The sequence below is a fragment of the Faecalimonas umbilicata genome, from assembly GCF_004346095.1.
GTDB classification, from domain to species: Bacteria; Bacillota; Clostridia; order Lachnospirales; family Lachnospiraceae; genus Faecalimonas; species Faecalimonas umbilicata.
The window spans coordinates 1-26130 of the sequence record NZ_SLZV01000019.1; the positions used below are offsets into that span (position 1 = coordinate 1).

Below are 26130 nucleotides of genomic sequence, written 5' to 3' on the forward strand. Positions count from 1 at the left end.
TTTTTCTCATAGCGATCATCCTTTCTTTGATAACACTATTTTACCATACATCATCTCAAAAATATATAGCAGAAATTTAATTTATTCTATACTAGTATCTAACATGAAAAACACTGCATCAAATGCGGTGAACAACGTTGTTTCGTTTATTGGCCAAATGCCTGGAAAGGTAATGGCTAAATTGAGCAATGTGGCAAGTAACGTTAGAAGTTGGGGATTGAATCTTGTAAGTAGCTTCTCCAGCATTGGTCGAAATGTAATTCAAGGTCTTATCAATGGTATTGGAAGCATGGTTTCAAGCCTGTATTCCAGCATTAAAAATGCACTTAGTGGATTGGTAAACAGAGCTAAATCAGCACTTGGTATTCATTCACCTTCCAAAGTATTTGCCGAAGAAATTGGATCTTGGATTCCACCTGGTATTGGCGAAGGAATTAAGGCAGAAATGCCTGAATTAACAAAAGAAACTCAGGCCGAGATGGGAAATCTTACAAAGAAGATGAAAGCGGCTGTAGCTATTGAAACTGGAACTATAAAGATCAAAAAGCAAACAAGCGAGAATTACAAACTTGAAAAAGAAAACGGTCAATCATTTGACGGAAATAAGACGGAAGTAAATATTAGTGGAGATACTCATGTTCATGTAGACTTGGATGGAGAAGAAATCGGACACGCTACTGTTCCTACTGTCGATAAAGACATGGCAAGGATTGATACGCATAAAAAGAGAGGAGGTTAAGTGATGGCGAAAGTTACAGGAGTACATTTTGGAGAGTTCCACACATGGGATAATTGGCATCTGAAAATGAAAAGCATGAAAATAGGATTGCCAAAGGTAAAAACCGAATATCTGACTGTGCCTGGGATGAATGGCTCACTTGACCTCACAGAAGCACAGAATGGTGGAGTAAAATACGAAGATAGAGAGCTTGAATTTGTGTTTGATGCAAGAAATTGCAATTACGCAAATTGGGATATGCTCATAAGCACTATATCTGCAGCTATTCACGGACAGAAAAGACGTATCATTATTGATATTAACCCCGGATATTATTATCTGGGGCGTTGTACTGTCGAAACTAGTAAAACAAATGAAGTCAATGCTGAAATAGTGATTAAGTGTATATGCGAACCATTCAAGATTGATATTGCTGCACTTAATGAGCCTTGGGTATGGGATAGTTTCAGCTTTACTGATGGAGTCATAAGAAAAACTCATGAGGTAGATATTAATAGTGCGACAGGATGGCAGAAAGTAACAATTGATGGATGGATTCATAACGAAGTACTGAAAATTATTACAGATACTCAGATGCTTGTACGTTTCGAAGATCAAGAGTACAGGCTAGAATCTGGGGAAAACCGAATGTACGAAATGGAGATTACAGAAGGAAGAAATGATCTTTACTTCCAAGGAGTAGGAAAAATTATGATTCTGCAGATTGGAGGAATGATCTAATGTATACAGTAAAAGCGTGGATTGGGAACGAATCTTACATAATTCACGACCCCAGAAAAAAGAAACTATTATTAGGTGAACCTTATTTTGAAACTGGCGACAATATTAATGGCCAAGCTGAATTTAAAGTATATCCGGACCATCCATATAGGGACAAAATCAAGCGTCTGACTACAGATATTGTGTTTTACAAAGATGGAAAACCGGAATTTTATGGGCGAGTTCTTTACGATGACGAAGATTTTAATGGTACGAAAAGAATCTTTGTTGAAGGAGAACTTGCCTTTTTATGCGACAGCATACAGCGTCCGAAGGTATATCAAAATTATTCTGTACAAGCTTATCTGCAGGACATTATAAATATTCATAATTCACAGGTTGAACAGCGAAAGCAATTCACTCTAGGGCTTGTGACTGTAACGGATCCGAACAATTCGTTGTACAGATATTCAAATTATGAAGATACCAGAACGATTTTGAAAGATAAGTTATCTAGCCGTTTGGGAGGCCACTTTGTTATCCGGCACGAAAACGGACTTAGAATTTTAGATTACTTGTCAGACGAAACCTACTACAAGAAAAATACTCAAAAAATTGAGTTTGGAAAAAACCTTCTAGATTTTGCTAAAAATATGGACGCATCCGATTTGGCAACGTGCATTATCCCCCTTGGAGCAAAATTAGAAGAGGAAGAACAAGACGAAAATCTTGGAGCAATCAAAGAACAAAGGGTTACCATTGCAAGCATTAACGGCGGAGTGGATTATGTTACTGATGATGCTGCCGTAAAAGAATACGGAAAGATATATAAAACCGTTACGTTTGATGATGTGAAAACACCTGGGACATTAAAGAAAAAAGGTGAAGAGTATCTAAGGTCTACACAGTTTGAAAAAATGGTGTTGAACTTAAAGGCAATAGATTTGAATTTCGTAGATGCTTCTAAGCAAGAGCTAAAAGTAGGAGATAAAATCCGTTGCGTTTCAGCACCTAACGCTATGGACAAGGAGTTCCCTCTTACAAAAAAGAGGATATACATAACTCAGTTTAAAAAGAATACTGTAACACTTGGAGAAGAAGCTAGTGACAATACCTATACATCTTCAAATCGGCAAGAGAGTGCTCAGATTGAAGAACAGATCAATAGCATTCCAAGCAAATCTGAAATCCTGGAAGAAGCGTTAAAAAATGCAAAAGACTTGATTAATTCTCAGGTTGGAAATGGATATGCAATTCATGTTCCTGAAGAATTTATTATTGCTGACGATAAAGACTATAAAAACAAAGCAACAAATCTTTGGCGCTGGGGAATGGGTGGACTTGCTCACTACAGTAACGGCTATTACGGACCTATTGACGGCGTAGCAATCACTATGGACGGAAAGATTAATGGCAAAATGCTACTTGCTGGCTCTGTGACAGCCGAAACGATTGATATAGGCTACCGTACAGAAGTAGAGAGCACAATTACGCAAACTACAACACAATCGAAGCAGGAGGCTATAGCAGCTTCTCAAGAGTATGCAAATAATATCCGTGATGCTGTACAAAAAGAAGTTGATGATGTAGAGCTTATCGTAAGGAATATGAACAATGAGCTTGAGTATATAGCATCCGATGGAATTATTACTGAAGCTGAAAAGGCTGCTATTAACAAGATGCTTCAAACAATCCAGAAAGAGAAGCAAGAAGCGGATCAGCAATATAACGAATTGTATAATAATGCTTACTTGACAGGAAGCGAGTCATCAAACCTGTATCAAAAATACCAGGCATTATACGGAAGCTCTAGTACATCAAAATATAATGTTTTGATACAGAGAATCAATTCTGTACTACAGTCAACAACGGCTCCACAGATACAGTCTAATATGTCTGTTTACAAAACAGCATTTTCAGCATATTCAAGCGCACTTGCTGACTATAAAAGGGCTATTGAAGCCGCTATAAACAAGATTGCTAAAGAGCACGCAATTGAACAAGGGTCAAGAGCTGAACAAAATGCACATAATTATACGGATAATACCGTTAGAGTTGCGAAAGAGACAATTCAAACATCCATAAATAACTTGGAAAATAAGATTAATTTATCCGTAACTAGCGTAAAAGAAGTAGCTGCTAGAAAGAATTATGTAAAAAACGGAGAACAAGAAACACTGCAACAAGGTTCGTTTAGCATATCTGGTCCCGCAAACGTGTCTGTATCTGAATATATGAACATGAAATGCCTTCGAATTGAATTCTACAGTTCCGGAGGTGTAACGATTGAACAGTATCTTGGAGAATTAGAAGCTGGGGAGTACACTATCAGCGTTGCAACAGCTTATCCTAGTAATGGACAGCGACCAAATTATATCGGATACGGTTTTTCTGGAAATAGAACAACTGAATACTACAGTAATTTCAAACCTGAGCAATTCAAAGTATTTAGCAAAAAAGTATCTATTACAAAAGCTACGAAATATGTGTCTAATTACATTTACGGATATTCAGGCAACGTATGTTACATCACAAACATTCGTGTACTGAGAGATATGCAAGAGCTTTTAGATGATCTTGACGCAAGAATCAAGCTTGAAGTTGGGAAAGTTACAACTTCTGTGGAAAATATTTATAAGAACACCATGTATAACTATTGTGCGAATGGTGCTTTCTCCAATGGATATGATGGCTTTGAAGGATGGGATAGAAGTGATTCTTACCAAATTGTTAAGACGAATTTCAATGGAAAGAATTGCGTACAGATGGCAAGCAACTCTTCAACGCAGTATGTGAAATATAGGGTTCAACCGTTTAATAAAGCCGGCCCGATTACGGTGCGTTTTAAGGCTGCATGCGCTAGCGGACATGAAAACGCCAGAATGCAAATAAGAATTGACGGAGGGTATTTCTACACAAATAGTGGAGATCTTTCTACGGCTTGGAAAACATTCGAGTTTAGTGGTAGAGCTACAGCACCTTATTTTGATGTGTACTTATACAGCTATACCACATATTCAACAATTTATATTACCGATGTCGAGATTCTTGGTGGATATGATGGTTATATGTCTAGTGAACTAAGTCTGGTAAAAGATGAAATCAAAGCTGAAGTACAGAGAGCTGGAAATGCGGAGGAACAGCTTAGGGCTTCTATTCGTGTTACCGCTGAAAAAGTACAGAATGTTGTACAAAAAGGAGATATCGCTTCGTACTTGACGCAATATTATGACCGAGTCATTGTTGCATTTAATAATAACAGCAGGTATGTACAGATCAGCGCCGGAGAAATTGCTATTTATGATGCTAGTGTAACATCATCGAAGAAGCGCTCTTCATTTGATAGGAGCGGTAGCCATTTTTGGCGAGATGGTTACGAAATAGGGAACATCGGAACGAACTACTATTCTGGAAATAGTAGTTTAAGAGGGCTTGTGTTCGATTTGGAATATGACGGGTCATATATGACATGGTCTGTTAAGAAAAACCAAAGTGACGGTTATTACACTATGATGTGGGCTTATACGCATAGAGCGATAGGAAACTGGGCTGCTAATAGATTGCATGCAGGATGCGATATAGACTTACACGGATATACTCTAAGAAATCCTAGCTTTGAAGGCGGAGGAATTACCGGAACAATTAATTTTGTGCAAATCAAAGCTATGGATAGAGATGGTACTGTGGCTACTTGGGTAAATGGATGCAGAATGGAGTTCAAAAACGGTATATTAATATCTGGTACATGGAACAGTTAGGAGTGAAAATGATTCATAAATTCCCTAAAGGAGAAAAGCAGAAAATAAAGAATAACAAACAAGCTGAAGAAGTTCATAAAAAAGTGACAAAAACATACACTGAGGAAGAAGTGCTAGCAATACTAAACTTGATTCAAAATTCAGGAGGGACAGAAAATGGAAAATAAAAAAGTGCAAGAATCTATCAGCATGATATATGCTGATGCAAAAACTACCACAACTTTGGCAGTGCGGAACGTAATGAAAGCGTTCCCTCTGCCTGTTTTTATGTTCGAGAATATTCTTGAAAGTATTTTGCTTGAAGTAAGAGGCGAAAAAGACATGGAATTATCTACCGAACTACAAAAATACAAAGAGGAAATTCTTAAGCAGCACGAAGCCGAGATGAAGGAACTTGAGGAAAAGTTTAATGCTGAAAAAGAAGAGCTAATCAGACAGTTTGAAAATCCGGAAGTTGTTATTGAGAGTGAGTGCCATGAAGAGAATCCTGAGTGCGAAGGAGTGGAAGAACAGGAGGTGTAAAGATTGGCTGATATTTCAAAAGAGTTACAACAGCTATTGGAAGCTAAATACGGCGAGGAAGTTCGAGGGGCTTTCAAGTCATGTATGGAAAAGATTAACAAGGATAACGAGGGTTATATTGGAATTAAAAATGAGGTAAATCAAAAGGCTGCTGAAATAAAACAGTATGTAACAGAATTTGATGCAAAATCTGTTGAGACTGAGCAGAATCTTAGTAATCTTACGCAGAAGATTCAGGACGCTGGCAATACCGGAACAGAACTGAAAAAGACAGATGATAATGCGAAGCAGACAAATAAAACGCTCGGAGAGACTATCAATAATGCTAATACAGCAAAAACGGCATTGGAAGAGTCAACCGGTACGGCAAATACAGCAAAGCAAAGCCTAGATGGTTCTGTAGAAAAAGCAACTTCTGAAAAAACAGCTTTGGCAGGGAAAATTGATGAAGCATCGAAGCTGAAAACCGATATGGATACAGCTCAAAATAATCTTGCTGGAATTAAAGAAAAAAATGCTGAAGCTGAAAAGAACATCGAGACATTGGATGCAAAAATCAGGACTGCAACAAGTACCGGAGATATCCTTGGAAAGGTCACTGAGCAGGCCAATCAAGCAAATACACAGTTGGCTGGTACTGTAAAATTATCCGGAGAATCCAAAACTGCATTAGAGGAATCGATTTCTAATGCTGGAACGTCAAAAAGCGAACTTTCACAGAAAATCCTGGATGCAGAAACGGCTATCGGCAATGCGAATTCAGCAAAAACAAACCTTGAAAATGCTGGAGAAGCTGCAAAAAAAGTAGAAGAGGCTGTAAACACAGCTAAACAAAATGCTGAAAATGCAAAAAGCACATTAGAAGGGACGATTACGACATCAGGAGAATCGAAAACAGCCTTGGAAGGCACAATCACAGAATCCGGAACTGCGATTGAAAAGGTAAATGAGGCTATAAAAAATGCTGGAACTGCGAAAGATGCAGCCGATTCGGCTACATTAGAAACAAACAAAGCCACAGAAACAGCTAATACAACAAAGACAGAGCTTGACAACGCTGCCACGCAAGCAAACGAGCTGAAAGTTGCATTAGATAAATCTATGGGGGAAGTTGCTAAGGATGCAACAGGACTTCTGATTCTTACCGTATTGCAAAAGGAGTCTGATTTACTAGGTCAGATTGCAAAGATTGTAGAGGATACGGCTGGCAAGGCTGGAAGTCTTAATGGGTTCGGGCTGAATTTATTAGAGGACGGATCCGTGTCTCTAACCTATACTAACCCAGACACGAACCTACTGGAAGCTAGTGCAATCTTCCCTAAAGATAGTACGGCCAAGAAGTTAGATCAGGCTCTTGGAGAAATTAACGAGAGTCTTAAAATTATAGCACTAAGAGAAGGAGGAAAAGTGTAATGGCATTAGATATTATGACAGATATGACGCTACAAGAAATTCTTGAAAAGGTGCAGTTGCAAAACGCATATCTAGCAGCTATCGCTGGTGCGGATCCGGGAACGGTAACAGTATCTGGATGGCAAAGCGTATCAGAAATTGTAAGGGCTGGGTTGGCGCCTAAAATCTTTAAGATTGGAGATCAGCTCATCTGTCCTTGGACAGACAAAGCAACAGAAAAGGCTTATAGCTGGGTGTGGGATATCGTCCACATGGGACAAGTTACATTGGAAGATGGGAGAGAAGTTCCTGGGATGTATCTGCAGGCGCATTACCTAACACCGTTTACTATTCAATTTGACCATGAAGAAAATGAAAGGGCTACAGAGCCTACTTTTTCTGGGGACTATTCATATTACACGAAAAACCCAGATGGGTCATACAAGTTGGAAGAGGTTGTCGTGGGGCAGCAAATTCCGGCGGAAAAGGAATACTACCATTCGGCAATCAAGGACCCGACAGGAAATATCTGCAGATATGGGTACAGCCGTTGGAGCCACAGCGCATATCGACAGTGGTTAAATTCCGATTCAGCAGATAAAGGAACTTGGTGGAAAGCACAGCATCTTGGGGATGTAGCACCAAATGAATTGAAGAACAGGGCCGGATTCCTTAGTGGATTTGAACAGGACTTCCTCAGCGTAATCAAAAAAGTAAAGATTCGCACACAGCTCAATACGATTACCGATAAGGAAATTGGGACTGACGAGGAAACAGTAGACTTGATGTTTCTTCCATCAAAGGAACAGTTATACGGAACGCTGGAAGGATCTGTCTACAACGATGAGGCATTTGAATATTACAAGCAGGTAGCTGGATTCGAAGCGCCAAACAATGGAAACAGCACTGGAAGAATCAAATACAAGCTAGAGGCTCAGACGTCTGCCGACTGGCAACGGCTGCGTTCCCCGAATCGAGGCTACTCGTACAACACTTGGTATTGCTACGGCGCCGGCAACCTCAACGGCCACGGCACCGCATTCAGCAGCGGTCGGTGCGCCCCGGCTTGCGTAATCGCATAAATCTTTAAAATCCACGCCTCGTAAGAGGTGTGGGATAGAAAGGAACAAAGAAAATGTCAGTACCGGAAGGGAAAAGGACGAAATCAAAATTTGAAGTGATTGTAAAGGCTAGAAATATAGTGGTGCATACAATCAAAATAACATCGAATGAAAAGGTATTTCCGAAGCGGTATCGTTGGAGCTTTACCGGCAAGCTGGTAGATGAAACCGTTGATATGTACAAGAATTTATTCTTTGCAAATTCGATTAGAGTTGTGACTAAAGAAGATAAGATTCTGAGAAGGCAATACCAAGTGAAAGCCCTAGCTCAAACGTATAGTATTCTTGCCATGATTCAGATAGCATACGACCTATTTGGATTGAGTACGGACAGGGTTAAATATTGGACAGAACTTCTAATGGAAGAACAGAAACTTATAAGAGATTGGAGGGACAGCGATTCGTCCCGGTATAGGAATCTTTAAAAAGTGAATATATGGCTGCAAGCTATGAAGCGCTCGGAGGCTGCGTTCCCCGAATCGAGGCAACTCGAACAACACTTGGAATTGCAACAACGCCGGCAACCTCAACAACAACAACGCAATCAACAGCGGTCGGTGCGCCCCGGATTGTGATAACGTGAGAATTAGTAACCTGATAAGGCGAAAACAGTACATATCGCAAGGAGTTTGTAGCCAGCCGTAAGGCGAACAATACTGTTGCGATGCTGTTTACATTTTTGTAAGTACAGCTATAAACGCAACAGAAGGAGAAGAGAAAAATGAATAATGAGCATCTTGAAGTTATAGGGTACGAAGCCTTATACAGATCGATGATGAAATGCAAGAAGGGTGTAATGTGGAAAGACAGTACAGCCCATTTTTGTTTGAATGGACTAACAGAAGTAATGAAGCTGGAACAGTCGTTAATGGATGGAACATATAAAGAACGTCCCGGAAGGACTTTTACAGTATACGAACCTAAGAAAAGAGATATTTTAAGTATCAGCTTTCGGGATCGTATTTACCAAAGGAGTCTGAATGATAATGCGGTTTATCCCATGATGGCGAAATCATTTATCTATGATAACTGTGCGTGCCAAAAGGGAAAAGGAACTGATTTTGCAATGAATAGATTAAATGCACACCTTCAACAGTATTACCGAAAGTGCGGTAAAGATGGATGGGTGCTGCAATGCGACATAAAAGGGTATTATCCCAATATGCCACACGAGGTTGCCAAAAAGAAATTCGCAAAGCACTTGGATGAGTGGACGTTTGCGGAAGTGGAAAAGATTCTTAACAGCTTTGAAGGAGAAGTCGGGTTCAATCCAGGTAGTCAGCTAATACAGATTGCCGGTATATCGGTATTGGACGAAATGGACCATTTCGTTAAAGAGAAGCTAAGAGTTAGACATTACCTGAGATACATGGATGATTTCTTACTGATAAGTGATGACAAAGAATTTCTTCGAAGCTGTTTAGAAAATATAAAAGAATATTTGAAAGAAAGGGGGTTCGAGTTAAATGAAAAAACATCTCTTTACAGGATAAGCCAGGGAATTAAGTTTCTTGGCTTTCGTTTTATCTTGACGGACACCGGAAAGGTTATCCGACTGATAAAAACAGAGAGCGTAAAGCGTGAGCGAAGAAAGCTCAGAAAACTTGTCCGATTAGCAAAGAAAGGCAAATTGACACGGGAGAAAGTAGACCAATGCTACGAATCCTACAAAGCTCACGCAAGAAGAGGAAATACGTGGAAGATGCTAAACAGGCTAGACAAGTTTTATGAAAGCTTATGGAAGGAGGACTGACTATGCAGTGGGTAAGATTAGAAGGAAGCCTACAGGACAAAGTTAAGATTGAAGCTTTGGAGGCACAGCTCGCAGAACAGAAAGAGAGCGTAGAGCTGCTTAATGCTTGCGTGCTTGAAATGTCAGAACTTGTTTATGCGTAAGATTTTTAGAAAAATAGTACGCATTGCAAGAAATTGTATTTTATTAACAACAACATTTTTATTATTTGGAAAGGAAGGAAAGAATATGATGGCAAAATTATGGGCAATTGAAATTATGACACAGGAGACTATGGAAGGAGCAAAAGAGGTTTACGGAAGAGTTCCTCGCCTGCTCAAAGAAAAGGTTAAAACTATCTTGATTGAGTCTGGTATGGAGGAAATCACACAGGAGTAAGATGTCTAAGCTAAAAATCATTGCAAGACTGTGGTCACACATTACAGATCTGCAGCTATATATCGCCGGTAACCGGAAGAAAAGCCTAGAGCAGATTGAGAAAGAGCTGGATCTTACCGAAATGTATTGTAGACCATACGCAGATACAGATGATGTAGAGGAGGCATAATGGAAAGAAGAACTATAAGAGCTGAGCCCGGGAAACTGGGCTCAAAAGGAGGGAAAGAGTGGAAGCGTTTTTGAAAGTTTGCGGAGAACTAAGAGTCGCTAGCGTGGTTGCTGTAATAGCAGCTATTGTTTTCATGGTAAAAATTCTTTCCGTAGTCAGGGATTATCTACATGGAAAGTGGGAAATCGAAAAGCAGAAGAAGGAAAAATTTAATGAGGTGCTTGAGTATGTTGAAAAATACCCTAAATGGCATCAACAGAGCATAGAAATCCGAGATAATCTCGCTGAATCCATTTATTTACTGTCTGAGGAGATGAAGCAAATGAACAACTCCATGCATGAATTAGAAAAGACTAGCCATGAAGGTCTAGCTCTTACGTGGAGATACAGAATTTTGCGTTTTAATGATGAAATCAAGCAAGGAATCAGACATACAGAAGAACATTTCAATCAGATATTGGAAGATATCACGAAATATAATCGTTATTGCAAAGAGCATCCAAAATTCCCAAATGACAAAGCGGTATGCGCCATTGAAAACATAAGACGGGTATATCAGCAGTGTTCAGAAGAAGGCTCGTTCTTGTAAGGCAACTAAATATCGTATAAAGCCTGTTTTTAGGGCTTTTTCGTGTTAGATACATAAATCTACACTTAACTCATTTAAAAGCCACCCAGAAACTATCAGAAGCTCACAGAGCTATTCAAGAGAATCAATCAATATAAAATGTGAGAGGAGAACATAATGGAATTATTAGAATTTTTAAAACAGATACCGGTGCCAGTTTTAATCCTGGTAGCGGTTGTTTTGCTTATCGTAACAATCGTAATCGCAGTTCAGTACCTGAAACAGAAAGGTCTTAATGGAATCCGGGCAGATGTATACCAGCTGATCCTGAAAGCGGAACATATGTACAATGAATCTGGAACCGGGAAACAGAAATTTGAATGGGTAATCCAACAGGCTAGAGGGTTGCTGCCAAAATGGCTCCAGGTGTTTGTGACTGAGAAAGCAATGAAAGAAGTTGTTCAGAAGTGGTTTGTAGGAGTAAAAGATTTGCTGGATGATGGAAAAGTAAATAACTCACAGAAATAATGATTCAAAAGCGGCCGGAGAAATCTGGCTGCTTTTTGGAGGGAAAATGAAGAAAAGAAAATATATTGCATTTTTATGTATCGGGTTGCTTTTCTCATTCCTGCTTTATGGATGCACCGAAGAAACGGGAGAAAAGACTTCAAAAGAAGTCCATGCACTGGAACCTCTGGTGATTGAAACGGAATCACAATACAGGAATAAAAGTGCAAGAGTGCAAATTTACAGAGATGAAGAGCTTGTGTATGAATATGACGGAGTAGTGGAAATAAGTCGGCAGAACGGAAAATATTATGTCATAATCCATACTGCTTCATGCTCGTGTTTTGAAAATGAAGAGGTAGAAGATGAAGAGAGGAATTGATATTTCTTACTGGCAAGGGAAAGTGGATTTTTCCCAAGTAGCCAAAAATGCAGAATTCGTGATTCTCAGGGAAGGGTACCGGAGAACGATAGACAAACGGTTTTTAGAATATGTGCAGGGCTGTAAAGAAAATGGTATTCCGATTCATGGAGTTTACCATTTTTGCTATGCGACTTCAATGGTAGGAGCAAAAGAAGAAGCTGCTTCCTGTATCGCAAATATGCAGAAAGCAGGATTAGGGAAAGACGTAATCGTATTCTTTGATTTTGAATATGACACAGTAAAAAAAGCCGCAGAGCAGGGTATCACGTTAGGAAAGCTGGAATGTATTGCTTTTACAAAAGCGTTTTGTTCCTATGTGGAGAGCCAGGGCTATAAAGCTGGAGTATATACGAACCTGGATTATTACCGGAATATGTACGACAAAGAAACTTTGGATAAGTATGTACTGTGGCTGGCAGATTACACCGGAGGTCCGGATATAACATGCACATACCAGCAGTATACAAGCAAAGGGAACGTTCCGGGAATTAACGGTAACGTAGATATGAACTATTTCTTCGGAGAAGAGAAGGAGGAAAAACCAATGGGAAAAACAGCGCAAGATGTTTTAAATGTTATGAGAAGCTGGCTGGGTTACAGCGAAGCAAACGGAAAGTTCCGGCAGATTATCGACCTGTATAATTCTATAAAACCTCTTCCAAGAGGGTATGCAGTACAGTACCATGATGAATGGTGCGATACGACAGTATCAGCTGCCGGAATCAAGGCAGGGTGTACAGAACTGATCGGAAGGGAATGTGGCTGTGAACAGCACGTTAAGATTTTTCAGGCAATGGGAATCTGGATTGAAGATGGAACGATTACACCGAAGCCTGGGGATATTATTCTTTACAACTGGGATCAGTCTTATCAGCCGAACAATGGATACTCAGATCATATTGGATTTGTGGAAAGTGTTTCTGGTGGACAGATTACCTGTATTGAAGGGAATAAAGGAGAAGCAGTTGCAAGACGTGTCCTCTCTGTTGGAAATGGAAACATCAGAGGATATGCAAGACCGGGATACAGTGGTGTCGGAACTGCTCCAAGCAATCCGGTAACACCGCCATCATCTGGGGGAGGAAGCCTGAATAAAAATGTAGCATGGTATGGAGTGGTAAATACCGGAACACTCAGTGTCCGTACATGGGCTGGCACAGAGAACCCGCAGTTAAAATCTTATCCGACACTTTCACAGGGAACAAAAGTAGGTGTATGTGAAACGGTGAAGGATAAAAATGGAGATCCGTGGTATTATGTGAAAATCACAGGAAGCCAGGGAGAAAAGTATGGATTTGTTTCCGCTGCATACATTACAAAGCAGTCCACAAGTAAACCGAATGACACTACGGAAAAAGATGATGGCGTAATTTCCAAAACGCCTCAGTGGGTTGGAAAAGTAACGGCAGATGTTCTCAATGTCCGTACCTGGGCTGGAACGAACAATCCACTGATTAAGTCGTATCCACAGCTTAGGAATGGCAATTTGGTAGATGTATGCGATGTGGTAAACGCAACAGACGGTTCACGCTGGTACTATGTCCGCATTGCAGGAAAATACTACGGATTTGTACATTCTGCATATATTGAAAGGAATTGATGAATCACGATGATAATAGTGCTTATTTTGTGTATCATTCTCTTAGGGGCAGCCTTGGCGTTTTTCGCCGGTATCCCTAAAAGTAAAGAAGAACAAAGAAAAGATGATGAAGCGCAGATGCATTATTTGAAAGACTGGAAAAATAGAAAGAAGAAATAGCCTTTGAAGGTCAATGGCAAAGCAAGGAATATATCACACACCCTCTGTCGGGAAACCGGCGGAGGGATTTTTTTATTTGTGTGAAAAGTGTTGAGTAAAAAATCATATCTTCATCGCCTCAGTTCTTATTGCTTCGTAAATCCCGAAGTAATCAACTTTTTGGGGACGGAGAGATAGCAAAGAATTAAAAGTTATAGTTTTTTGATTCGGAATCTTTTCGTCTAAAGTCTTTGTTGCAATTACATAAAAATCCCACAATGACAAATCAAGAATGTTTTGAGATTTACTCTTTGCAGTCCATACGCAGAATACATATATATCTGAGTGTCTGCAGTATTTTGAAGCAGAGGAATAGTTTCCACGACCATCTACAGCTTTTGCAGGTGCTACTCTAAAAGAAATTTTTGCAGGACGATTACCGGTCCAAGATTGTATGTATGCAGAAGATTTTACCTCTACACGTATACCTTCTGGGCTAAGTAAATCATATGCATCCATAGAAATGCGACAATTCAAACGTGGAGAATCCTCTTTGCATTGAGAGCTCATTGCCTTCAAAACGATAAATTCCGCAAAGGCTCCACGATTCATATTCTGGATTAGGTCAGAATAAGCCCATGACCAGAAATCAAGTATTGAGCCATCAAGCTCCTTGTTTTTAAAAGTCAGTTTTTCATTACCATCGTACATAATGTCACCTCACGCATTTTTGATAAGCATATCAAAGATGGCTATAAATAACAATCAGGGTAGCCATTTTCAGAGAAAAAAGTTAATTGATTTTTGCGTCCGCCGGACAATCCTATGGACGGTCACTAGGAAAATCCACTGTAACCAGTATCAGTACCATTACCATCATCAGTACCATAATAATAAAAAAGAATATACGCAAAACCGCCGTCTGCGGTGTTGCTTCTGCATATACATCTGAAATGTACAAATTGTACAAAAACGGAAAGCATTTTTTGACGTATCGAGTCCCAGTCGATTCTACAGAAATTTTCAATATCTCCTTCGGAAAAATAATAAAATCAATTTAGAGGCAATTCAGAGGCTTTTAAAGCAAATCAGAAAATAGTTTCTACCTATTATATAAAGCAAATCGTTTATTCGTAAAATATTCCAACAAAAATAAATTTAAAGATTGACATATTACCGAACGGTAAGTTAAGATGATGATAAGATAAAATTACCGGTTGGTAAGGAGGATAAAACCATGAAGAAAGAATATAAAGAAATCAGAAAAATCAATGCGAATTCTCTCCAGAGTCTTTGCATTTCAAAACGCTGGTACACCAGAGGGGACAATGCGGCGTATAACCATTTACTGTATGATCTGGCAGATGATAAAGAAAATATTACCACAGAAGACATTGTAGAAATCGCTCAGGACATCATGGAACACAGCAATACAGATCAGGATTTGACAAGCATCTGCTTTGATGTGGCGAGAATAGCGGCTACATATTTTGAGGAGGTGTAATTGTGAGTGCGCAGAGAACATTCTATCAGGACCGATGGAATCCGGATAAAACATGGGAGGTGGTAAAGCTGGTCGGCGGATACTACCTCCGGCAGTACATTAAAGGAAAACAGTTTGGACGTGGGACTCGGGCCACAAAGAAATATATTCAAAGTATTGGGATTTTTGATTTTGAGAAAAAGGAGGCAGTAATGTGAGCGCAGAAAATAGATACGGCGATTTATACATCTTCGTTCCAGTGATGAAACAGATTATCCGCATTGCGGAAGGAACTGGCGATAATCTTCTTCCAGAAGATATTGAAGAAGGCTATGTTGATTATATTTATTACGAACAGTATGAGTTGAGCCAAGGTTTTCCGGAAATAGATGGCGGACAAGTCTTACTGGAAGAGATGTTCAGAAATAAATTTGGTTGCACAGAAGATGCGATTGAAGATGTGCTTAGTATGGCATATGGGAATTTTAAAATTGATTATGTGATTTTGAAAGGAGAAGAAAATGGAAATCATTAGACCGGCACATACAGAGTATCACGAAGAATTGAACTTAGAATACAGATTCCGGAATGATCCGGAAGCAGGGTTTGCTTTTCCCTGGAAAGATGGAAAGGTAGTTCTCAATAATCTGTCTGAAAAGAATTTTATGTGGTGTTTAGAACATCCGGAAGAGGTGGAAAGTCTTGGGGTGGTTAAGAGAAAAACATCATGTAGCGTTCCGGCACTTGCAAGATGCGAATGTGGAGAAGAGATTTTCTTGGAAGACAGATATTATGGCTGCTGTCAGTGTCCGAATTGCGGGAAATGGTATGCGGTAGCTGGCTATGAAGTGAATCCACCAGACGAATGGGAAGAAGATTTGGAGGAAGACGAATGGTAAAGTGGAGCTTAATGGATTCGACTGGCTGTAAACAGCGGGGAGAAATAGAACTGGCTCAGATTCCCGGTGAACTTCTACGGTTTGAACGTGAAGCAGCAAGGGTTATGAAAAAGACTGGAGCAGATCATGTGCTTTATGGGATAAAAATTTATGGCACAGATGACCGATTGAAAACAGTGCAGTTTTATATGAATCCTATGGAAGACGAAGAATTTTATCGGCTTACAGGTCGAGTGAGAAATGCTATGATTTATGCCCTGCATAATCACAGTAAAAATCCATAGAGAACAAAACGGAATAATATAAACTTTCCGATTGACACCAGAGGTGGGTAAGTTAAGATAAGATTATAGAAAAACTTACCTGTTGGCAAGTTGGAAAGGAGGAAAAACCTTTGAGCAAGAAAAAGAAGCAGAAGAAAAAAGAACTGCTTGAACAACAGCTTCTCAAATACCAGAAAGTTGAATGTGTAACGAACATTATTCTGGCTGTTATCACTATCATTTCTGTGATAGTAACAGCAATTCTTAACTGGTTTAGCTGATTGAACAAACAGTTCTGTGGAGGGGAGCTGGAACTCCCTTCCGTCTGCTTAGTATAGCATAGAGAGGAGCGAAAGTAAATGAGGAAAACGAGAAGGACTTTGGTAGTGTTATTGGTGCTTCTGATTTGCCTGACAGTGCAGAGAGGGCTGAACATCTTGAATGGGATAGCGCTGATAATTGATGCAATCATGATAATTGTTTTAGCAACAGTAGAGTTAAGGAGGAGCAGAGATGGAAAATAATAAGACAATAACAGAGGAACAGTTTAGAGGAGTATGCAAGCAGACTTTACCGCATCTGAAAGAGCTGATTGAAAACCTTCGTGAAATCGGCTTTGATGGAATGACATCCATTACGGTTACTGGTGAAGGCTATATTTCATTGGATGCCTATGATAGTGGATGGAGTATGCTCAAAACAAGCAAAGAGAACGATGCACGAATCAGAAAAGAGTTTGATGAAGCAGTATAGGAGGGAGCAACGTGAAATATTGTATAGCAGTTCAGGAAACTTTGCGTAGGGAAATTGTTGTAGAAGCAGATAGTTTGCAAGATGCCTTAGATCATGTGGAAAATGAATACGACAAAGAAAATATCGTTTTGACGGCAGATGATGCGTGTACAGAACCGGATATTTTTGAAGTGGATTGGCATTCGAAAGAAGAAGTAGAAGAAATGGAGGAAGATTATGACATTAGGAAAAGCGGCGACAAGAAAAGTGAGGACTGGAGGAGGCACTTACAACATCGGTTTCAACGATGGGGATGAAACACAATTTTATGCGTATGATCTGGCAGAACTGTTAGAATGCTGGGTGGGATTTTGTGCAGAAAATGGATTTCAGACAAACAGCGTAGACTATGTGGAAAGGGTGTGTGAGTAATGGAAGAAGTAAAGAAGAGTGGGATTAACCATGTATTGAATATAAGTTTTAGCGTAATTGTGACTCCGGAAGATATAGATGACATTATGATATCAGCCCTGGAAGGTGGAATTACTCATTGGGCAAATTTGGCAAAAGTTCCAGAAGAAAAAAGAGTGGCAGAGTGGGGGCATGAACAGATTGCGAGAGATGGAGAGCTTCACATCCATGTAGTTGAACCGTTCGATCAGGATGATACAGAATGGTACATTCTTACGAAAGAAAAGTTTCTGAATGGTTTGGTAAAATATTTGAAGGAACCAAAGTATTCAGATTGCTTAGAATTTGTGAATCATGAACTAAGAATAGATACCTGCTATGTTGATGCAGATGTGGCAGACACTATTGTCCAATACGCATTATTTGGAGAGATTGTTTATGGGTAACGAGATAAATGGACAAATGAATATTTTTGATTTTATCATCACTTCCGAAGAACCACCGGTGCTGTTATATCCTGGAAATGAAGTTTTCGTTGTGACTAAAGGAGATATAGAGAGGTTCTATGTTGAAGAGAGAAAATCTTGGATTTGCGGTAGTGATAATGAAAACAGAGGATACAGTATATCGAATGGTAGAACATACAATGTTGTCACGAATATGGATATCGGGAGTTGCGCTTTTTTAGAACATGACAGGGCAAAGATGAAAGCGGAAGAATATATAAATAGCCATGATGTAATATTGGCTGATGATATACGGATTGTAAAGACAGTAGCGTATGGATACCGGAGAAAAGTAGATGACAGAGATATGGTGTCATTTTATTGTACTTTAGATAATGGGGAGTTGTACATGAAAGAGTTTATGACCTTTTGCCATATCGTGAAAAATACGAAAAAAGCAATAGAAAAATTTATGAGCCAGCAAGAGTTTGAGTTTGAAGATCCCGTTCGAATAAATTGTATTGTAAATCCGAAAAATATGTATAAATGCAAAGGAACAAATGATTGGCTTTATACAGAAGCGGGATGTGCATACGGGATAGGATAAGCACTCAGGAAGGATGTTGAAAATGTTAGAGGATAAGTATTTAGAGATACTTGAAAAACAAGATTGGTCAGTCAGCAGTTATGCAGATGATGGCAGAGTAGAATTTGAAAAATATTCGCCAGCAGGAGAAGATTTTTCCGTGTGCGTAAATGTTGAAAATTTTCCGGAAGCTGTAATGGAATATTATGAAAGTTTTGATATTGACGATCATGTTGAAATGTGGATAGAAGCAAGAAAAAACGGGGTAAGTGGTGTGCCGCCAACCCGTACCCTTGTAGCAGATGCAGAAGCTATTGATGATATGTTAGAACATCTTGCTTATGCGTTGGTAAACACAGAAGTTCCAGAGCAGAGCACTTGGTATGTTGAAAAATGGTACGATGAAGACCTGATAAATGCTTTAAAGGAAATCGGAGTGACAGTGAGTAAAGAGAACATAGAAAGGCTGAAGCTGGAATGCCTGCATATTTTCGATGATAAATCAGTAAGAAATGAAATGTTAGTAGATAAAGCAAGAGAGATTTTTAACTCTCAGATGCACCGTGAGAATTACGAATTGCCTGACTGTGTTTCAAGCAAAGATACTGAAAACGGAGAAAAGTAATGAAAGAAAAATTATGGCGTTATTGCGAGGAAGGAAAAGAAGAGCGATATACATTAAAAGAACTGGAAGAGTATTTCAGTAAAGAGCCTGGATTGCAAGAACAGAAAAATCAGGGAACGCATTTCTCTGATTGGTTAGGGGAAATGGAGCACATGCAGATATTGATACCGGAGGGATGTTAATGGAAATTAAACCAAGGAAAAAGAGTGATTGCGGCGGAATTATTATGATGCCATTAAAAGTGAATATTCCAGATCCTAATGATAAGTCATGGGAGGAGACAAAGTGCCCAGAATGCGGGGCAGTATGCTGGAAACGTCCTCTCCCAAAAGGATTTAGAGAAGATATGTTTAATGGAAAAATGTGTACTATGTGTGCATTAAAAAGAGGATTAAGGTAACAGGAGGGCAATATGGTAAACTTAGAGTTAGGGACTGTTGATAACGGGAAAAGCATGTCAGAGATTCTGAAAGATGCTTTGGAGGCGAAAGGATATTCACAGAGAAGTTTTGCAAAAAAGCTGGGTTATACGCCCCAAAATTTTTCACAAAGATTGAAAAAGAATTCCTTCACGGCAGAGGAGTGGAGAAATATGGCATATGAACTGGGGTACGAAGTAAAACTTGTAGAGATGGAAAGTGGAGTTGAATTTGAAAGCAGAAGAAAAGGGCATGGGCGGAGAGTACGTCAAGTAATCAATGGCGTGCTGTATGATACTTATAAGGCGGATATGCTGTGCGGAGATTTCTTTAAAGATGGGGCAAGCGAGTATACAGATGGCATGGCCTTTGAATTATATGTAGATTATTTTGGACGCTTTTTTGTTGCAAGATATACAGAGTGGGAAAACGGATCAGACAGTATCACTACGATCGGCAAAGAAGAAGCAGGAAAATTGTATAAGAAGTATGGAGATGGCACGTTGAAAGATAGCATCTTTATTTAGTTTTGATCCACGCTTACCATTTGGTAACTGAATTATAATTTGGGTAACATTATGAAATATGATGGAAATTACCAGACGGTAAGCTAGAATGATGATGTAACATAAAACAACCCCTCATGACGGGCATCATAAGGGGTTACAAAACGAGCTGAAAGCTACGGTTTTGATAATAGCAACGTCAGTATATCATAATCGTAGCTCCGGCGCAACAAGGGAGTGAATATATGCAGAATTTAGAGAGTTGCATCATCAAAATGAATGAAGTATCTGTGCTGATCCGCATGATTGATGACGTGTTTGTGAATGGACGCATGGGATTTTCAGACGATGATGACGGTCGCCAGCTGGAACAAGCATTGAACCTTTTGAGGGAACAGTTCGGGAAGAACCTAAAAGAACTTAGAGAAGTGTATTATGGAGGTGCGGTATGAGCAGATATGAATTTGAAGGAAAGAATTGCATGGTATATGCAGATGAACGTTTTGGAGAAATCCGTATGGTATTAGGCGAAAACGGAGAACGTAGATATGTAGGGATTGATATTGCGGAATGTATGGGATTTGAAGCTCCGCATAAGGCAGTGAAGAGGAGCAATATACCTGGGAAAATGGTAAAAGTTCCGTGGGTATCAGGAAACCGACATGGGGAAACAAATGCAAGGTGCTTTGACAAAAAAGAGGCAGAGAAGTTTATCAGAAATGGTATGCTGCCACCAAAAGGTTTTAAAGATTGGTTTTCAAAAGAAGTAGCCGTAGAAGAGAAAGTAGATACAGGTAAGGTTTCGTTGCAAGATACAGAGCCGAAGAGAGGAGAAGAAACGTTCGCTGGCGATAGCACAGGGGTAACTAAATTATTCACAAGATTAGATGAAATTATTTTAGAAATGTTGATGCTTAAAAAAGAATTGGCGGTAAAATTGGAAAAAACAATGTAAGATATCCGGAGGTTAAGCCTCCGGACTTTTTATACTGAAATGTCAATTTGTAAATTGATTTAGCGAAAATTACAAAAAATATAAATTACACGATTGACAATTACCAATAAGTAAGTTAAGATGATGACAAGATAAAAATTACCAAACGGTAAGAAAAGAGGTAAACACATATGATGATGTCAGAATTTATTGAGCGAGTTGGATTTGAACCGACAGCAGTAGAGTATCAGGAAATCGAAAGAGAGTATATGGGATGCGATGTTGACAAAGACCAGTTCTGTAAGGAATGGAAAAAGAATGGCGGCATCCAGCGGTTAATGAGATTGAGGGCCAGACGAATTGAAGAGCTAGAGGCGGAGCTTATGCAAAAGGATCGTCAGTATGATGAGATGGATACCAGGTATTGCAGCAGAATCAATCAGCTCCGGGCAGATATGAAAGACAAGCTGGACGAAGTGACTACGGAATACAATCGGGAAAAAGAAGAAGTGAGCAGAATGAGCAGACTTTATCAGGAAGCCATGACAGCAAAGAAAGAAGCGGAAGAAAAGTTGGAAACTATCAGGAAAGCGCTTGAAATCCTGGGAGTTGGAAAGGGGGTGGCATAGATGGCAGACAGAAGCAATCACCGACTGAACGAAGAGATTGAGAGCCACATCAGACAGTGGGACGGTACGATTCATGGTCAGATGGTAAAAAATATGTATGAAAATGGCACTAGCTACGAAGGGATCTGCGAGGTTATGCAGATTGACTGCGAAGATTATGAGGAGGTTTAAGAGATGTTTAAGTTAGAAATGAAAACCGGAGGTTCAGCATTCTGTGATCCGTATACTGGAGAAGAAGATGAATGGTATGAGGCTAGAGAAATAGCAAGAATCATGGATAAAGTCAGAGATGATTTGCTAGCAGGATTAGATCACGGAGTAATGATGGATACAAACGGGAACAAAGTGGGAGAATGGAGGAGGTAAGACATGGTAGAAGAGAAAAGATGGAAATTAGGAGAGGATATCGACAGGTATGACAATTTGTTGGATAGTATCTCTTTTGACGAACTTATTGTGACAGTTCACTGTAACTGCCGGGAAATCACTCAAGAGGCTGTAGAAAAAGAGCTGAATAGAATATTTGCAATCCGTATTCAGGATATGCAGTGTCTTTTGGAAAAGAATATTGATGAAATTATCGCAGAAGCAAAGAAAGGAAGGGAATCATAATGGGAAAAACGATGGTAAAAGTAGTAAATCCTTGCGTATGCAGTACATATCATGCAGATGTCTATGCGTATGCAAAAATTGAATATGAAGACGGGGGATTAAGTATCTGCGGAGTTGTTGGACCGAAAAGGAACGGCGATTGTACGGGATCGGCCGGACAATGCGTTGATGAAATTAGAAACGGGAAGCCGACAGAAGATTGGACAAATGAAATGCTCCAGAAATTCTGCGATATTTGGGAGAGATGGCATCTTAACGATATGCGTCCCTATTGTAAACATCAGAGAGAGCTTGGATGGGTTGAACAGTCACAAGAAAAAGTAAAAGTTATGAAATGGGATAGGACGAAAGAAACTTGGGAGAAGGCAAGAGCTGCTGAGAAAAGAGCGGTTGAATGTTTGAAAAAAGGAAAAACTTTCGTTCCAACACCGGAAGAAACAATTTATGCAAATGTCAGTTATGGCGTAACAACTTACAACGATGAATTACCAGAGCATCCGGAGTTTTATGAGTTTAAAGAGAGGGATTGTCTTGGACATTCGAACGTGGAATATAAAACGAGAGGTTGGATATCTCACAAAGAACATCCGCTTGGCATTCTTGGAAAACCTTGCCCGGTATGCGGTTACGAGTACGGAAGTTCATGGATTAAAGAGGAAGTTCCACAAGATGTTATAGACTGGCTGTTTTCTCTTCCGGAATCAAGAACGAAGCCAGCATGGGTTTGAGGAGGTGAATGAAATGAAGAGCTTTAAAAAAGTACTGAAAAGCACTAGAAAACTTTTTAAGCAGCTTTTGAAATTTGCAAATTAGATAATATGGAGGGACCTATGAAAAAGACAGCAAGAGTAATCGTAACGCTGAATTGCAATCGGAGATGCCCGGGGTGCTGTAATATAAACCTTCCGGAACACAGGAAAGTGAGTACAGATGAAGAATTGATGGGATATCAGGAGATTGTCATTACTGGCGGAGAACCTATGCTGATTCCAGGGAAGTTGTTGGAATTTATCAATAGAATGTGGGACAAGGGATACAGAGGAAAGATGTATCTTTACACTTCCTTTTGGAACGGAAAAGGAATCAGCAAAGAAATTCTGAAGGAGTTGGACGGATTCACCTTCACACTTCATGCGGAATGTACCGATGCAGATATCACGGCATTAAAAAACTTGTCGAACAGCGGTGTACTTCAGAATAAGGATTTCAGTAGTCGCCTGATTATCGACAAAAGAGTATATGAAAGATACGATCTATCAAATATCAATTTTTCTAGGTGGGACGTTATCCGCAAGCTAGAGTGGAAAGAAAAATGCGATACAGCAGAAAATGAAGAGTTACTGATTTATGCGTTGTAAATCGGCTTTAATAAGGCTGATTTTTATTTAACACACAAACTTACCGAACGGTAATAAAAATGCAACCAGAGGGCAATCAGAAAGCCCTATGGTATAAATATTTTAATCACAGGAGGAAAAAAGCAATGAGTGAAGTATTGGAAATTTTGAAGGAAGCAGTAAGAATTCTGGAAGCAGAAAAAGAAAGAGAGAAAACGGTGTCCGTAGAAGACCTTAAAGCTGGAGAAATTTTTTCAAAAGGAGGAAGGGAATTTATCGTCCTGAATCAAGAATCTGGGAAAACAAGAATCTGTTTGAATGGATATCACGGAGAAGATATGCAGTTTGATGCAGGAAATTGTCCGGATTACAAAAACTCTGATTTGAAAGAATATTGCGATACAGAAGTGTATGAGGAGTTTTCGGAAATTTTTGGCGAAGACAATATTTGTGACGAAGAAGTTCTTCTGATTACAATGGACGGACAGAAAAAATATGGAATCTGTAATTGCCGTGTAAGACCGCTGACATTTGACGAATGGCGTAAATATAACCAGTATCTTCCTGAGGAAGTATTTGACGAATGGTATTGGTTGTGTACTCCGTGGTCCACTCCGGATAGAGGTTGGGAACACAGCGTAGCTGTTTGCAACGCCGCCGGCAACCTCAACGCCAACAACGCATTCAACAGCGGTCGGTGCGCCCCGGCTTGCGTCATCTCATCATCAGTAAAAGTGGAACGAGTATAAAAATAGCGGTACGGGTGCGGAAGCACCTGTACCATTCAGAGGGAGAAAAGAATATGCAGATAGAGAATTGCCCGTTTTGCGGTTGCAGTGACCGTAGAGTAGGAATAAGAAAAATGGGAAACAAAGGTTATAGAGTGGTCTGTAGTAAATGTGGCTCTACCGGACCACATATAAATATTGCAGATCATGAAACAAAGAGTGCAGCTCAAGAAGTCGCAATAGAAAAATGGAATGAAAGGGTTTGAGAAAATGGACAGAGAGGAATTCATGCAGAAATTAGAAGAGTTGTTTGAGAATGAACCGGATAATAATAAATTTAATGCGGTTCTGGAAATGGCAGATGCATATGCAGAGAATGAGCACGAAACGAAAAAATTAGAAGAAAAGATTCAGTGGGGAAAAGACATATGTGCAGCAACAGGTGAAGATACGGATATCCTACCGGATCAGGTATTCATCTCGATAGCGGAGAAACTGGAAGATCGTATGTTGGAAAATAATGGTGACCTTGAATACGCAGTAGTGCAAGAGGTTCTGGCGGAATATGAAAAAAGTAAGAGGAGTTGAAAATATGTCAAATTTTGCAAAGAGATTTGCTCAGAATCAGAAAAACATACTCAGAAGAGAACAATATCTCAGAGTTAAAAAGATGGATCGCCAGCAGATGGAAGAGTTCTGCCGGAACTTATACATGAGTGGCTATGAAGATGGCAGAGAATCTGTTCCTGGTATAGACATTAAACAGATTGAAGAGGCGATTGCTGGTACGAAAGGTATTGGAGAGAGCAGACTTCGTTCTGTTATGCAGAATATAGAAGAAAAGTTTGGAGGCACAGAAAATGGTAGGAAAAGTATATAGAGGAGAAATTTATTACATTCATGAGGCAGAAGGAAGCGGAAGTGAGCAAAGCGGAGTAAGACCGGGAATAATTATCAGTAATAATATCGGCAATGAGTATTCTCCGGTAGTAATTGTTGTGTATCTTACAACTCAGGAAAAGAAGCCGCTCCCAACACATGTTAAAATCAATTCCTCAGTAAAGCCATCTATCGCATTATGCGAACAAATTGAAACAATTTACAAAGGAAGAATCGGCAGCTACATAGGACAGATTACAGAAGCTGAACAGAAAAACATAGATAAAGCTCTCGCAATAAGCATTGGAATTGGTGTCACGGCAAAGTCTGGAAAAGCAATAGAAACCTGGGCTAAAGCCTATACAGAAGACCTTACAGTTCCTATGGCTGAAGCGTTGAAAAAGGTCGTTCCGAAGTTGGATTTACCAGAAGAAGATTCCACGGAGCTTGCTGAGAAAAATGACAATATAGAATTACATGAAAGTGTAATACGTTTGGAAACAGAGCGAAATGTATACAGAGAGCTATACATGAAGTTGCTGACTGATATATCAGGAGGTCGATTGGCATGAACGAACAGAGAATATATTTAGAGGTTCCTGAATTTACGGGAGAAAACGTACCGGTTACTGTAGCAGCAACGGTTATGAAGAAAGATCAGCAGTTTATCCGTCAAGGGATTATCCACGGACTGTTACCTTTTGGGGTAGCCTTTAAAAAAGAAGGAAGCACTCAGTATGATTACTATATCTCTCCCCTGGAATTTTGGAAGTATACAGGATTTGTATATCAAGGCGAAAAAGCATAAGAAAATTACGAGAAGGGTTAAGGCTTGAAGAGCTACGACCCTTCTTAAAGACGAAGGAGGAATAA

At 39.6% G+C, this 26130-nt stretch carries 47 protein-coding genes; 46 read left to right on the top strand and 1 reads right to left on the bottom strand.

The window, feature by feature from the left end:
• The 16 genes from EDD74_RS15085 to EDD74_RS09450 form a co-directional block, all read left to right on the top strand.
• Positions 1 to 739 (top strand): phage tail protein (locus tag EDD74_RS15085; protein WP_330572438.1); only part of this gene is annotated, 739 nt, incomplete at its 5' end.
• A gap of 3 nt (positions 740 to 742) precedes the next feature.
• Positions 743 to 1459: a hypothetical protein gene (locus EDD74_RS09400; protein WP_116442410.1), complete on the top strand. Its 717-nt coding sequence runs from the start codon at positions 743 to 745 to the stop codon at positions 1457 to 1459.
• Positions 1459 to 5196, top strand: coding sequence for a phage tail protein (locus EDD74_RS09405; protein ID WP_116442409.1), 3738 nt, complete (start codon positions 1459 to 1461; stop codon positions 5194 to 5196). The genes EDD74_RS09400 and EDD74_RS09405 overlap by 1 nt, the downstream gene beginning before the upstream one ends.
• An 8-nt stretch (positions 5197 to 5204) precedes the next feature.
• Entirely contained in the window at positions 5205 to 5363 is a 159-nt protein-coding gene (locus EDD74_RS15090; protein ID WP_165851627.1) for a hypothetical protein, read from the top strand.
• The gene (locus EDD74_RS09410) at positions 5353 to 5718 is read left to right on the top strand and encodes a hypothetical protein (protein ID WP_116442407.1); all 366 of its coding nucleotides are present in this window, start codon (positions 5353 to 5355) and stop codon (positions 5716 to 5718) included. Before EDD74_RS15090 ends, EDD74_RS09410 begins: the two co-directional genes overlap by 11 nt.
• 3 nt (positions 5719 to 5721) lie before the next feature.
• Positions 5722 to 7131, top strand: a complete 1410-nt coding sequence (locus tag EDD74_RS09415) for a coiled-coil domain-containing protein (protein ID WP_116442406.1) — start codon at positions 5722 to 5724, stop codon at positions 7129 to 7131.
• Between the two features lie 23 nt (positions 7132 to 7154).
• A complete protein-coding gene (locus EDD74_RS09420) occupies positions 7155 to 8192 on the top strand; it encodes a DUF6273 domain-containing protein (protein WP_132038446.1) in 1038 nt (345 codons plus the stop codon).
• A 53-nt stretch (positions 8193 to 8245) separates the two neighbouring features.
• On the top strand, positions 8246 to 8656 hold the full coding sequence (locus EDD74_RS09425; protein WP_116442404.1) for a four helix bundle protein: 411 nt from the start codon (positions 8246 to 8248) through the stop codon (positions 8654 to 8656).
• 296 nt (positions 8657 to 8952) lie between these two features.
• Positions 8953 to 9984, top strand: coding sequence for a reverse transcriptase domain-containing protein (locus EDD74_RS09430; RefSeq protein WP_116442403.1), 1032 nt, complete (start codon positions 8953 to 8955; stop codon positions 9982 to 9984).
• A 2-nt stretch (positions 9985 to 9986) separates the two neighbouring features.
• A complete protein-coding gene (locus EDD74_RS15095; RefSeq protein ID WP_165851626.1) occupies positions 9987 to 10127 on the top strand; it encodes a hypothetical protein in 141 nt (46 codons plus the stop codon).
• A gap of 85 nt (positions 10128 to 10212) precedes the next feature.
• Positions 10213 to 10362 carry a hypothetical protein gene (locus EDD74_RS15100; protein ID WP_165851625.1) on the top strand — a complete coding sequence of 50 codons (150 nt, stop codon included), beginning with the start codon at positions 10213 to 10215 and terminating at the stop codon, positions 10360 to 10362.
• 1 nt (position 10363) lies between these two features.
• Positions 10364 to 10531, top strand: coding sequence for a hypothetical protein (locus EDD74_RS15105; protein WP_165851624.1), 168 nt, complete (start codon positions 10364 to 10366; stop codon positions 10529 to 10531).
• A 58-nt stretch (positions 10532 to 10589) separates the two neighbouring features.
• Positions 10590 to 11120, top strand: coding sequence for a hypothetical protein (locus EDD74_RS09435; RefSeq protein WP_116442401.1), 531 nt, complete (start codon positions 10590 to 10592; stop codon positions 11118 to 11120).
• A 156-nt stretch (positions 11121 to 11276) separates the two neighbouring features.
• Entirely contained in the window at positions 11277 to 11627 is a 351-nt protein-coding gene (locus EDD74_RS09440; protein WP_116442400.1) for a hypothetical protein, read from the top strand.
• Positions 11628 to 11673: 46 nt separating this feature from the next.
• Positions 11674 to 11988 (top strand): hypothetical protein, encoded by a 315-nt coding sequence (locus EDD74_RS09445; protein ID WP_116442399.1) that lies wholly within the window; start codon positions 11674 to 11676, stop codon positions 11986 to 11988.
• Positions 11972 to 13630, top strand: a complete 1659-nt coding sequence (locus EDD74_RS09450; protein ID WP_116442398.1) for a GH25 family lysozyme — start codon at positions 11972 to 11974, stop codon at positions 13628 to 13630. Before EDD74_RS09445 ends, EDD74_RS09450 begins: the two co-directional genes overlap by 17 nt.
• A 261-nt stretch (positions 13631 to 13891) precedes the next feature.
• Here the strand turns inward: EDD74_RS09450 and EDD74_RS09455 are convergent, their stop codons facing one another.
• On the bottom strand, positions 13892 to 14479 hold the full coding sequence (locus EDD74_RS09455; RefSeq protein WP_116442397.1) for a hypothetical protein: 588 nt from the start codon (positions 14477 to 14479) through the stop codon (positions 13892 to 13894).
• A 526-nt stretch (positions 14480 to 15005) separates the two neighbouring features.
• Here EDD74_RS09455 and EDD74_RS09460 point away from each other — a divergent pair.
• The 30 genes from EDD74_RS09460 to EDD74_RS09590 all read left to right on the top strand — a co-directional run bounded on the left by EDD74_RS09460 (position 15006) and on the right by EDD74_RS09590 (position 26065).
• Positions 15006 to 15272 (top strand): hypothetical protein, encoded by a 267-nt coding sequence (locus EDD74_RS09460; RefSeq protein WP_116442395.1) that lies wholly within the window; start codon positions 15006 to 15008, stop codon positions 15270 to 15272.
• A 2-nt stretch (positions 15273 to 15274) separates the two neighbouring features.
• A complete protein-coding gene (locus EDD74_RS09465; RefSeq protein ID WP_116442394.1) occupies positions 15275 to 15469 on the top strand; it encodes a hypothetical protein in 195 nt (64 codons plus the stop codon).
• Positions 15466 to 15786, top strand: a complete 321-nt coding sequence (locus tag EDD74_RS09470) for a hypothetical protein (RefSeq protein WP_116442393.1) — start codon at positions 15466 to 15468, stop codon at positions 15784 to 15786. Before EDD74_RS09465 ends, EDD74_RS09470 begins: the two co-directional genes overlap by 4 nt.
• Positions 15773 to 16150 (top strand): hypothetical protein, encoded by a 378-nt coding sequence (locus EDD74_RS09475; protein ID WP_116442392.1) that lies wholly within the window; start codon positions 15773 to 15775, stop codon positions 16148 to 16150. The genes EDD74_RS09470 and EDD74_RS09475 overlap by 14 nt, the downstream gene beginning before the upstream one ends.
• Complete coding sequence (locus EDD74_RS09480; protein ID WP_116442391.1) at positions 16144 to 16434, top strand: hypothetical protein; 291 nt, start codon at positions 16144 to 16146, stop codon at positions 16432 to 16434. The genes EDD74_RS09475 and EDD74_RS09480 overlap by 7 nt, the downstream gene beginning before the upstream one ends.
• A gap of 110 nt (positions 16435 to 16544) precedes the next feature.
• A complete protein-coding gene (locus tag EDD74_RS15110; RefSeq protein ID WP_165851622.1) occupies positions 16545 to 16694 on the top strand; it encodes a hypothetical protein in 150 nt (49 codons plus the stop codon).
• Between the two features lie 78 nt (positions 16695 to 16772).
• The gene (locus tag EDD74_RS15115; protein ID WP_165851621.1) at positions 16773 to 16937 is read left to right on the top strand and encodes a hypothetical protein; all 165 of its coding nucleotides are present in this window, start codon (positions 16773 to 16775) and stop codon (positions 16935 to 16937) included.
• Positions 16927 to 17166 (top strand): hypothetical protein, encoded by a 240-nt coding sequence (locus EDD74_RS09485; RefSeq protein ID WP_116442390.1) that lies wholly within the window; start codon positions 16927 to 16929, stop codon positions 17164 to 17166. The genes EDD74_RS15115 and EDD74_RS09485 overlap by 11 nt, the downstream gene beginning before the upstream one ends.
• 11 nt (positions 17167 to 17177) lie before the next feature.
• The gene (locus tag EDD74_RS15705) at positions 17178 to 17462 is read left to right on the top strand and encodes a DpnD/PcfM family protein (RefSeq protein ID WP_165851620.1); all 285 of its coding nucleotides are present in this window, start codon (positions 17178 to 17180) and stop codon (positions 17460 to 17462) included.
• Positions 17383 to 17577: a hypothetical protein gene (locus tag EDD74_RS09495; protein WP_132038447.1), complete on the top strand. Its 195-nt coding sequence runs from the start codon at positions 17383 to 17385 to the stop codon at positions 17575 to 17577. The genes EDD74_RS15705 and EDD74_RS09495 overlap by 80 nt, the downstream gene beginning before the upstream one ends.
• On the top strand, positions 17577 to 18002 hold the full coding sequence (locus tag EDD74_RS09500; protein ID WP_116442388.1) for a hypothetical protein: 426 nt from the start codon (positions 17577 to 17579) through the stop codon (positions 18000 to 18002). Before EDD74_RS09495 ends, EDD74_RS09500 begins: the two co-directional genes overlap by 1 nt.
• Positions 18003 to 18018: 16 nt before the next feature.
• The gene (locus tag EDD74_RS09505; protein ID WP_132038448.1) at positions 18019 to 18609 is read left to right on the top strand and encodes a hypothetical protein; all 591 of its coding nucleotides are present in this window, start codon (positions 18019 to 18021) and stop codon (positions 18607 to 18609) included.
• A 22-nt stretch (positions 18610 to 18631) separates the two neighbouring features.
• The gene (locus EDD74_RS15260; RefSeq protein WP_174704859.1) at positions 18632 to 19213 is read left to right on the top strand and encodes a hypothetical protein; all 582 of its coding nucleotides are present in this window, start codon (positions 18632 to 18634) and stop codon (positions 19211 to 19213) included.
• Entirely contained in the window at positions 19213 to 19395 is a 183-nt protein-coding gene (locus tag EDD74_RS09515) for a hypothetical protein (RefSeq protein WP_116442386.1), read from the top strand. The genes EDD74_RS15260 and EDD74_RS09515 overlap by 1 nt, the downstream gene beginning before the upstream one ends.
• Positions 19395 to 19613, top strand: a complete 219-nt coding sequence (locus tag EDD74_RS09520; protein ID WP_242990198.1) for an alanine racemase — start codon at positions 19395 to 19397, stop codon at positions 19611 to 19613. Before EDD74_RS09515 ends, EDD74_RS09520 begins: the two co-directional genes overlap by 1 nt.
• Positions 19614 to 19625: 12 nt before the next feature.
• Positions 19626 to 20159, top strand: a complete 534-nt coding sequence (locus EDD74_RS09525; protein WP_116442384.1) for a helix-turn-helix domain-containing protein — start codon at positions 19626 to 19628, stop codon at positions 20157 to 20159.
• 224 nt (positions 20160 to 20383) lie between these two features.
• The gene (locus tag EDD74_RS09530) at positions 20384 to 20590 is read left to right on the top strand and encodes a hypothetical protein (RefSeq protein ID WP_116442383.1); all 207 of its coding nucleotides are present in this window, start codon (positions 20384 to 20386) and stop codon (positions 20588 to 20590) included.
• Positions 20587 to 21093 carry a BRO-N domain-containing protein gene (locus EDD74_RS09535; RefSeq protein WP_116442382.1) on the top strand — a complete coding sequence of 169 codons (507 nt, stop codon included), beginning with the start codon at positions 20587 to 20589 and terminating at the stop codon, positions 21091 to 21093. Before EDD74_RS09530 ends, EDD74_RS09535 begins: the two co-directional genes overlap by 4 nt.
• Positions 21094 to 21263: 170 nt before the next feature.
• Positions 21264 to 21701, top strand: coding sequence for a hypothetical protein (locus tag EDD74_RS09540; protein WP_116442381.1), 438 nt, complete (start codon positions 21264 to 21266; stop codon positions 21699 to 21701).
• The gene (locus EDD74_RS15120) at positions 21702 to 21872 is read left to right on the top strand and encodes a hypothetical protein (RefSeq protein ID WP_165851619.1); all 171 of its coding nucleotides are present in this window, start codon (positions 21702 to 21704) and stop codon (positions 21870 to 21872) included.
• 3 nt (positions 21873 to 21875) lie between these two features.
• Positions 21876 to 22067, top strand: a complete 192-nt coding sequence (locus tag EDD74_RS09545) for a hypothetical protein (RefSeq protein ID WP_116442380.1) — start codon at positions 21876 to 21878, stop codon at positions 22065 to 22067.
• A 3-nt stretch (positions 22068 to 22070) separates the two neighbouring features.
• Positions 22071 to 22313: a hypothetical protein gene (locus tag EDD74_RS09550; RefSeq protein ID WP_116442379.1), complete on the top strand. Its 243-nt coding sequence runs from the start codon at positions 22071 to 22073 to the stop codon at positions 22311 to 22313.
• Positions 22313 to 23041, top strand: coding sequence for a hypothetical protein (locus tag EDD74_RS09555; protein ID WP_116442378.1), 729 nt, complete (start codon positions 22313 to 22315; stop codon positions 23039 to 23041). The genes EDD74_RS09550 and EDD74_RS09555 overlap by 1 nt, the downstream gene beginning before the upstream one ends.
• Positions 23042 to 23143: 102 nt before the next feature.
• Complete coding sequence (locus tag EDD74_RS09560) at positions 23144 to 23671, top strand: hypothetical protein (RefSeq protein ID WP_165851618.1); 528 nt, start codon at positions 23144 to 23146, stop codon at positions 23669 to 23671.
• A gap of 125 nt (positions 23672 to 23796) precedes the next feature.
• Positions 23797 to 24399, top strand: coding sequence for a hypothetical protein (locus tag EDD74_RS09565; RefSeq protein ID WP_116442376.1), 603 nt, complete (start codon positions 23797 to 23799; stop codon positions 24397 to 24399).
• Positions 24400 to 24452: 53 nt separating this feature from the next.
• Positions 24453 to 24644, top strand: coding sequence for a Lar family restriction alleviation protein (locus EDD74_RS09570; RefSeq protein WP_116442375.1), 192 nt, complete (start codon positions 24453 to 24455; stop codon positions 24642 to 24644).
• Between the two features lie 22 nt (positions 24645 to 24666).
• The gene (locus EDD74_RS09575; protein ID WP_132038449.1) at positions 24667 to 24966 is read left to right on the top strand and encodes a hypothetical protein; all 300 of its coding nucleotides are present in this window, start codon (positions 24667 to 24669) and stop codon (positions 24964 to 24966) included.
• 4 nt (positions 24967 to 24970) lie between these two features.
• Positions 24971 to 25258, top strand: coding sequence for a glutathione peroxidase (locus EDD74_RS09580; protein WP_116442528.1), 288 nt, complete (start codon positions 24971 to 24973; stop codon positions 25256 to 25258).
• On the top strand, positions 25239 to 25829 hold the full coding sequence (locus tag EDD74_RS09585; RefSeq protein WP_116442373.1) for a type II toxin-antitoxin system PemK/MazF family toxin: 591 nt from the start codon (positions 25239 to 25241) through the stop codon (positions 25827 to 25829). The genes EDD74_RS09580 and EDD74_RS09585 overlap by 20 nt, the downstream gene beginning before the upstream one ends.
• Entirely contained in the window at positions 25826 to 26065 is a 240-nt protein-coding gene (locus EDD74_RS09590; RefSeq protein WP_116442372.1) for a hypothetical protein, read from the top strand. The genes EDD74_RS09585 and EDD74_RS09590 overlap by 4 nt, the downstream gene beginning before the upstream one ends.
• The last annotated feature ends 65 nt before the right edge of the window (positions 26066 to 26130 follow it).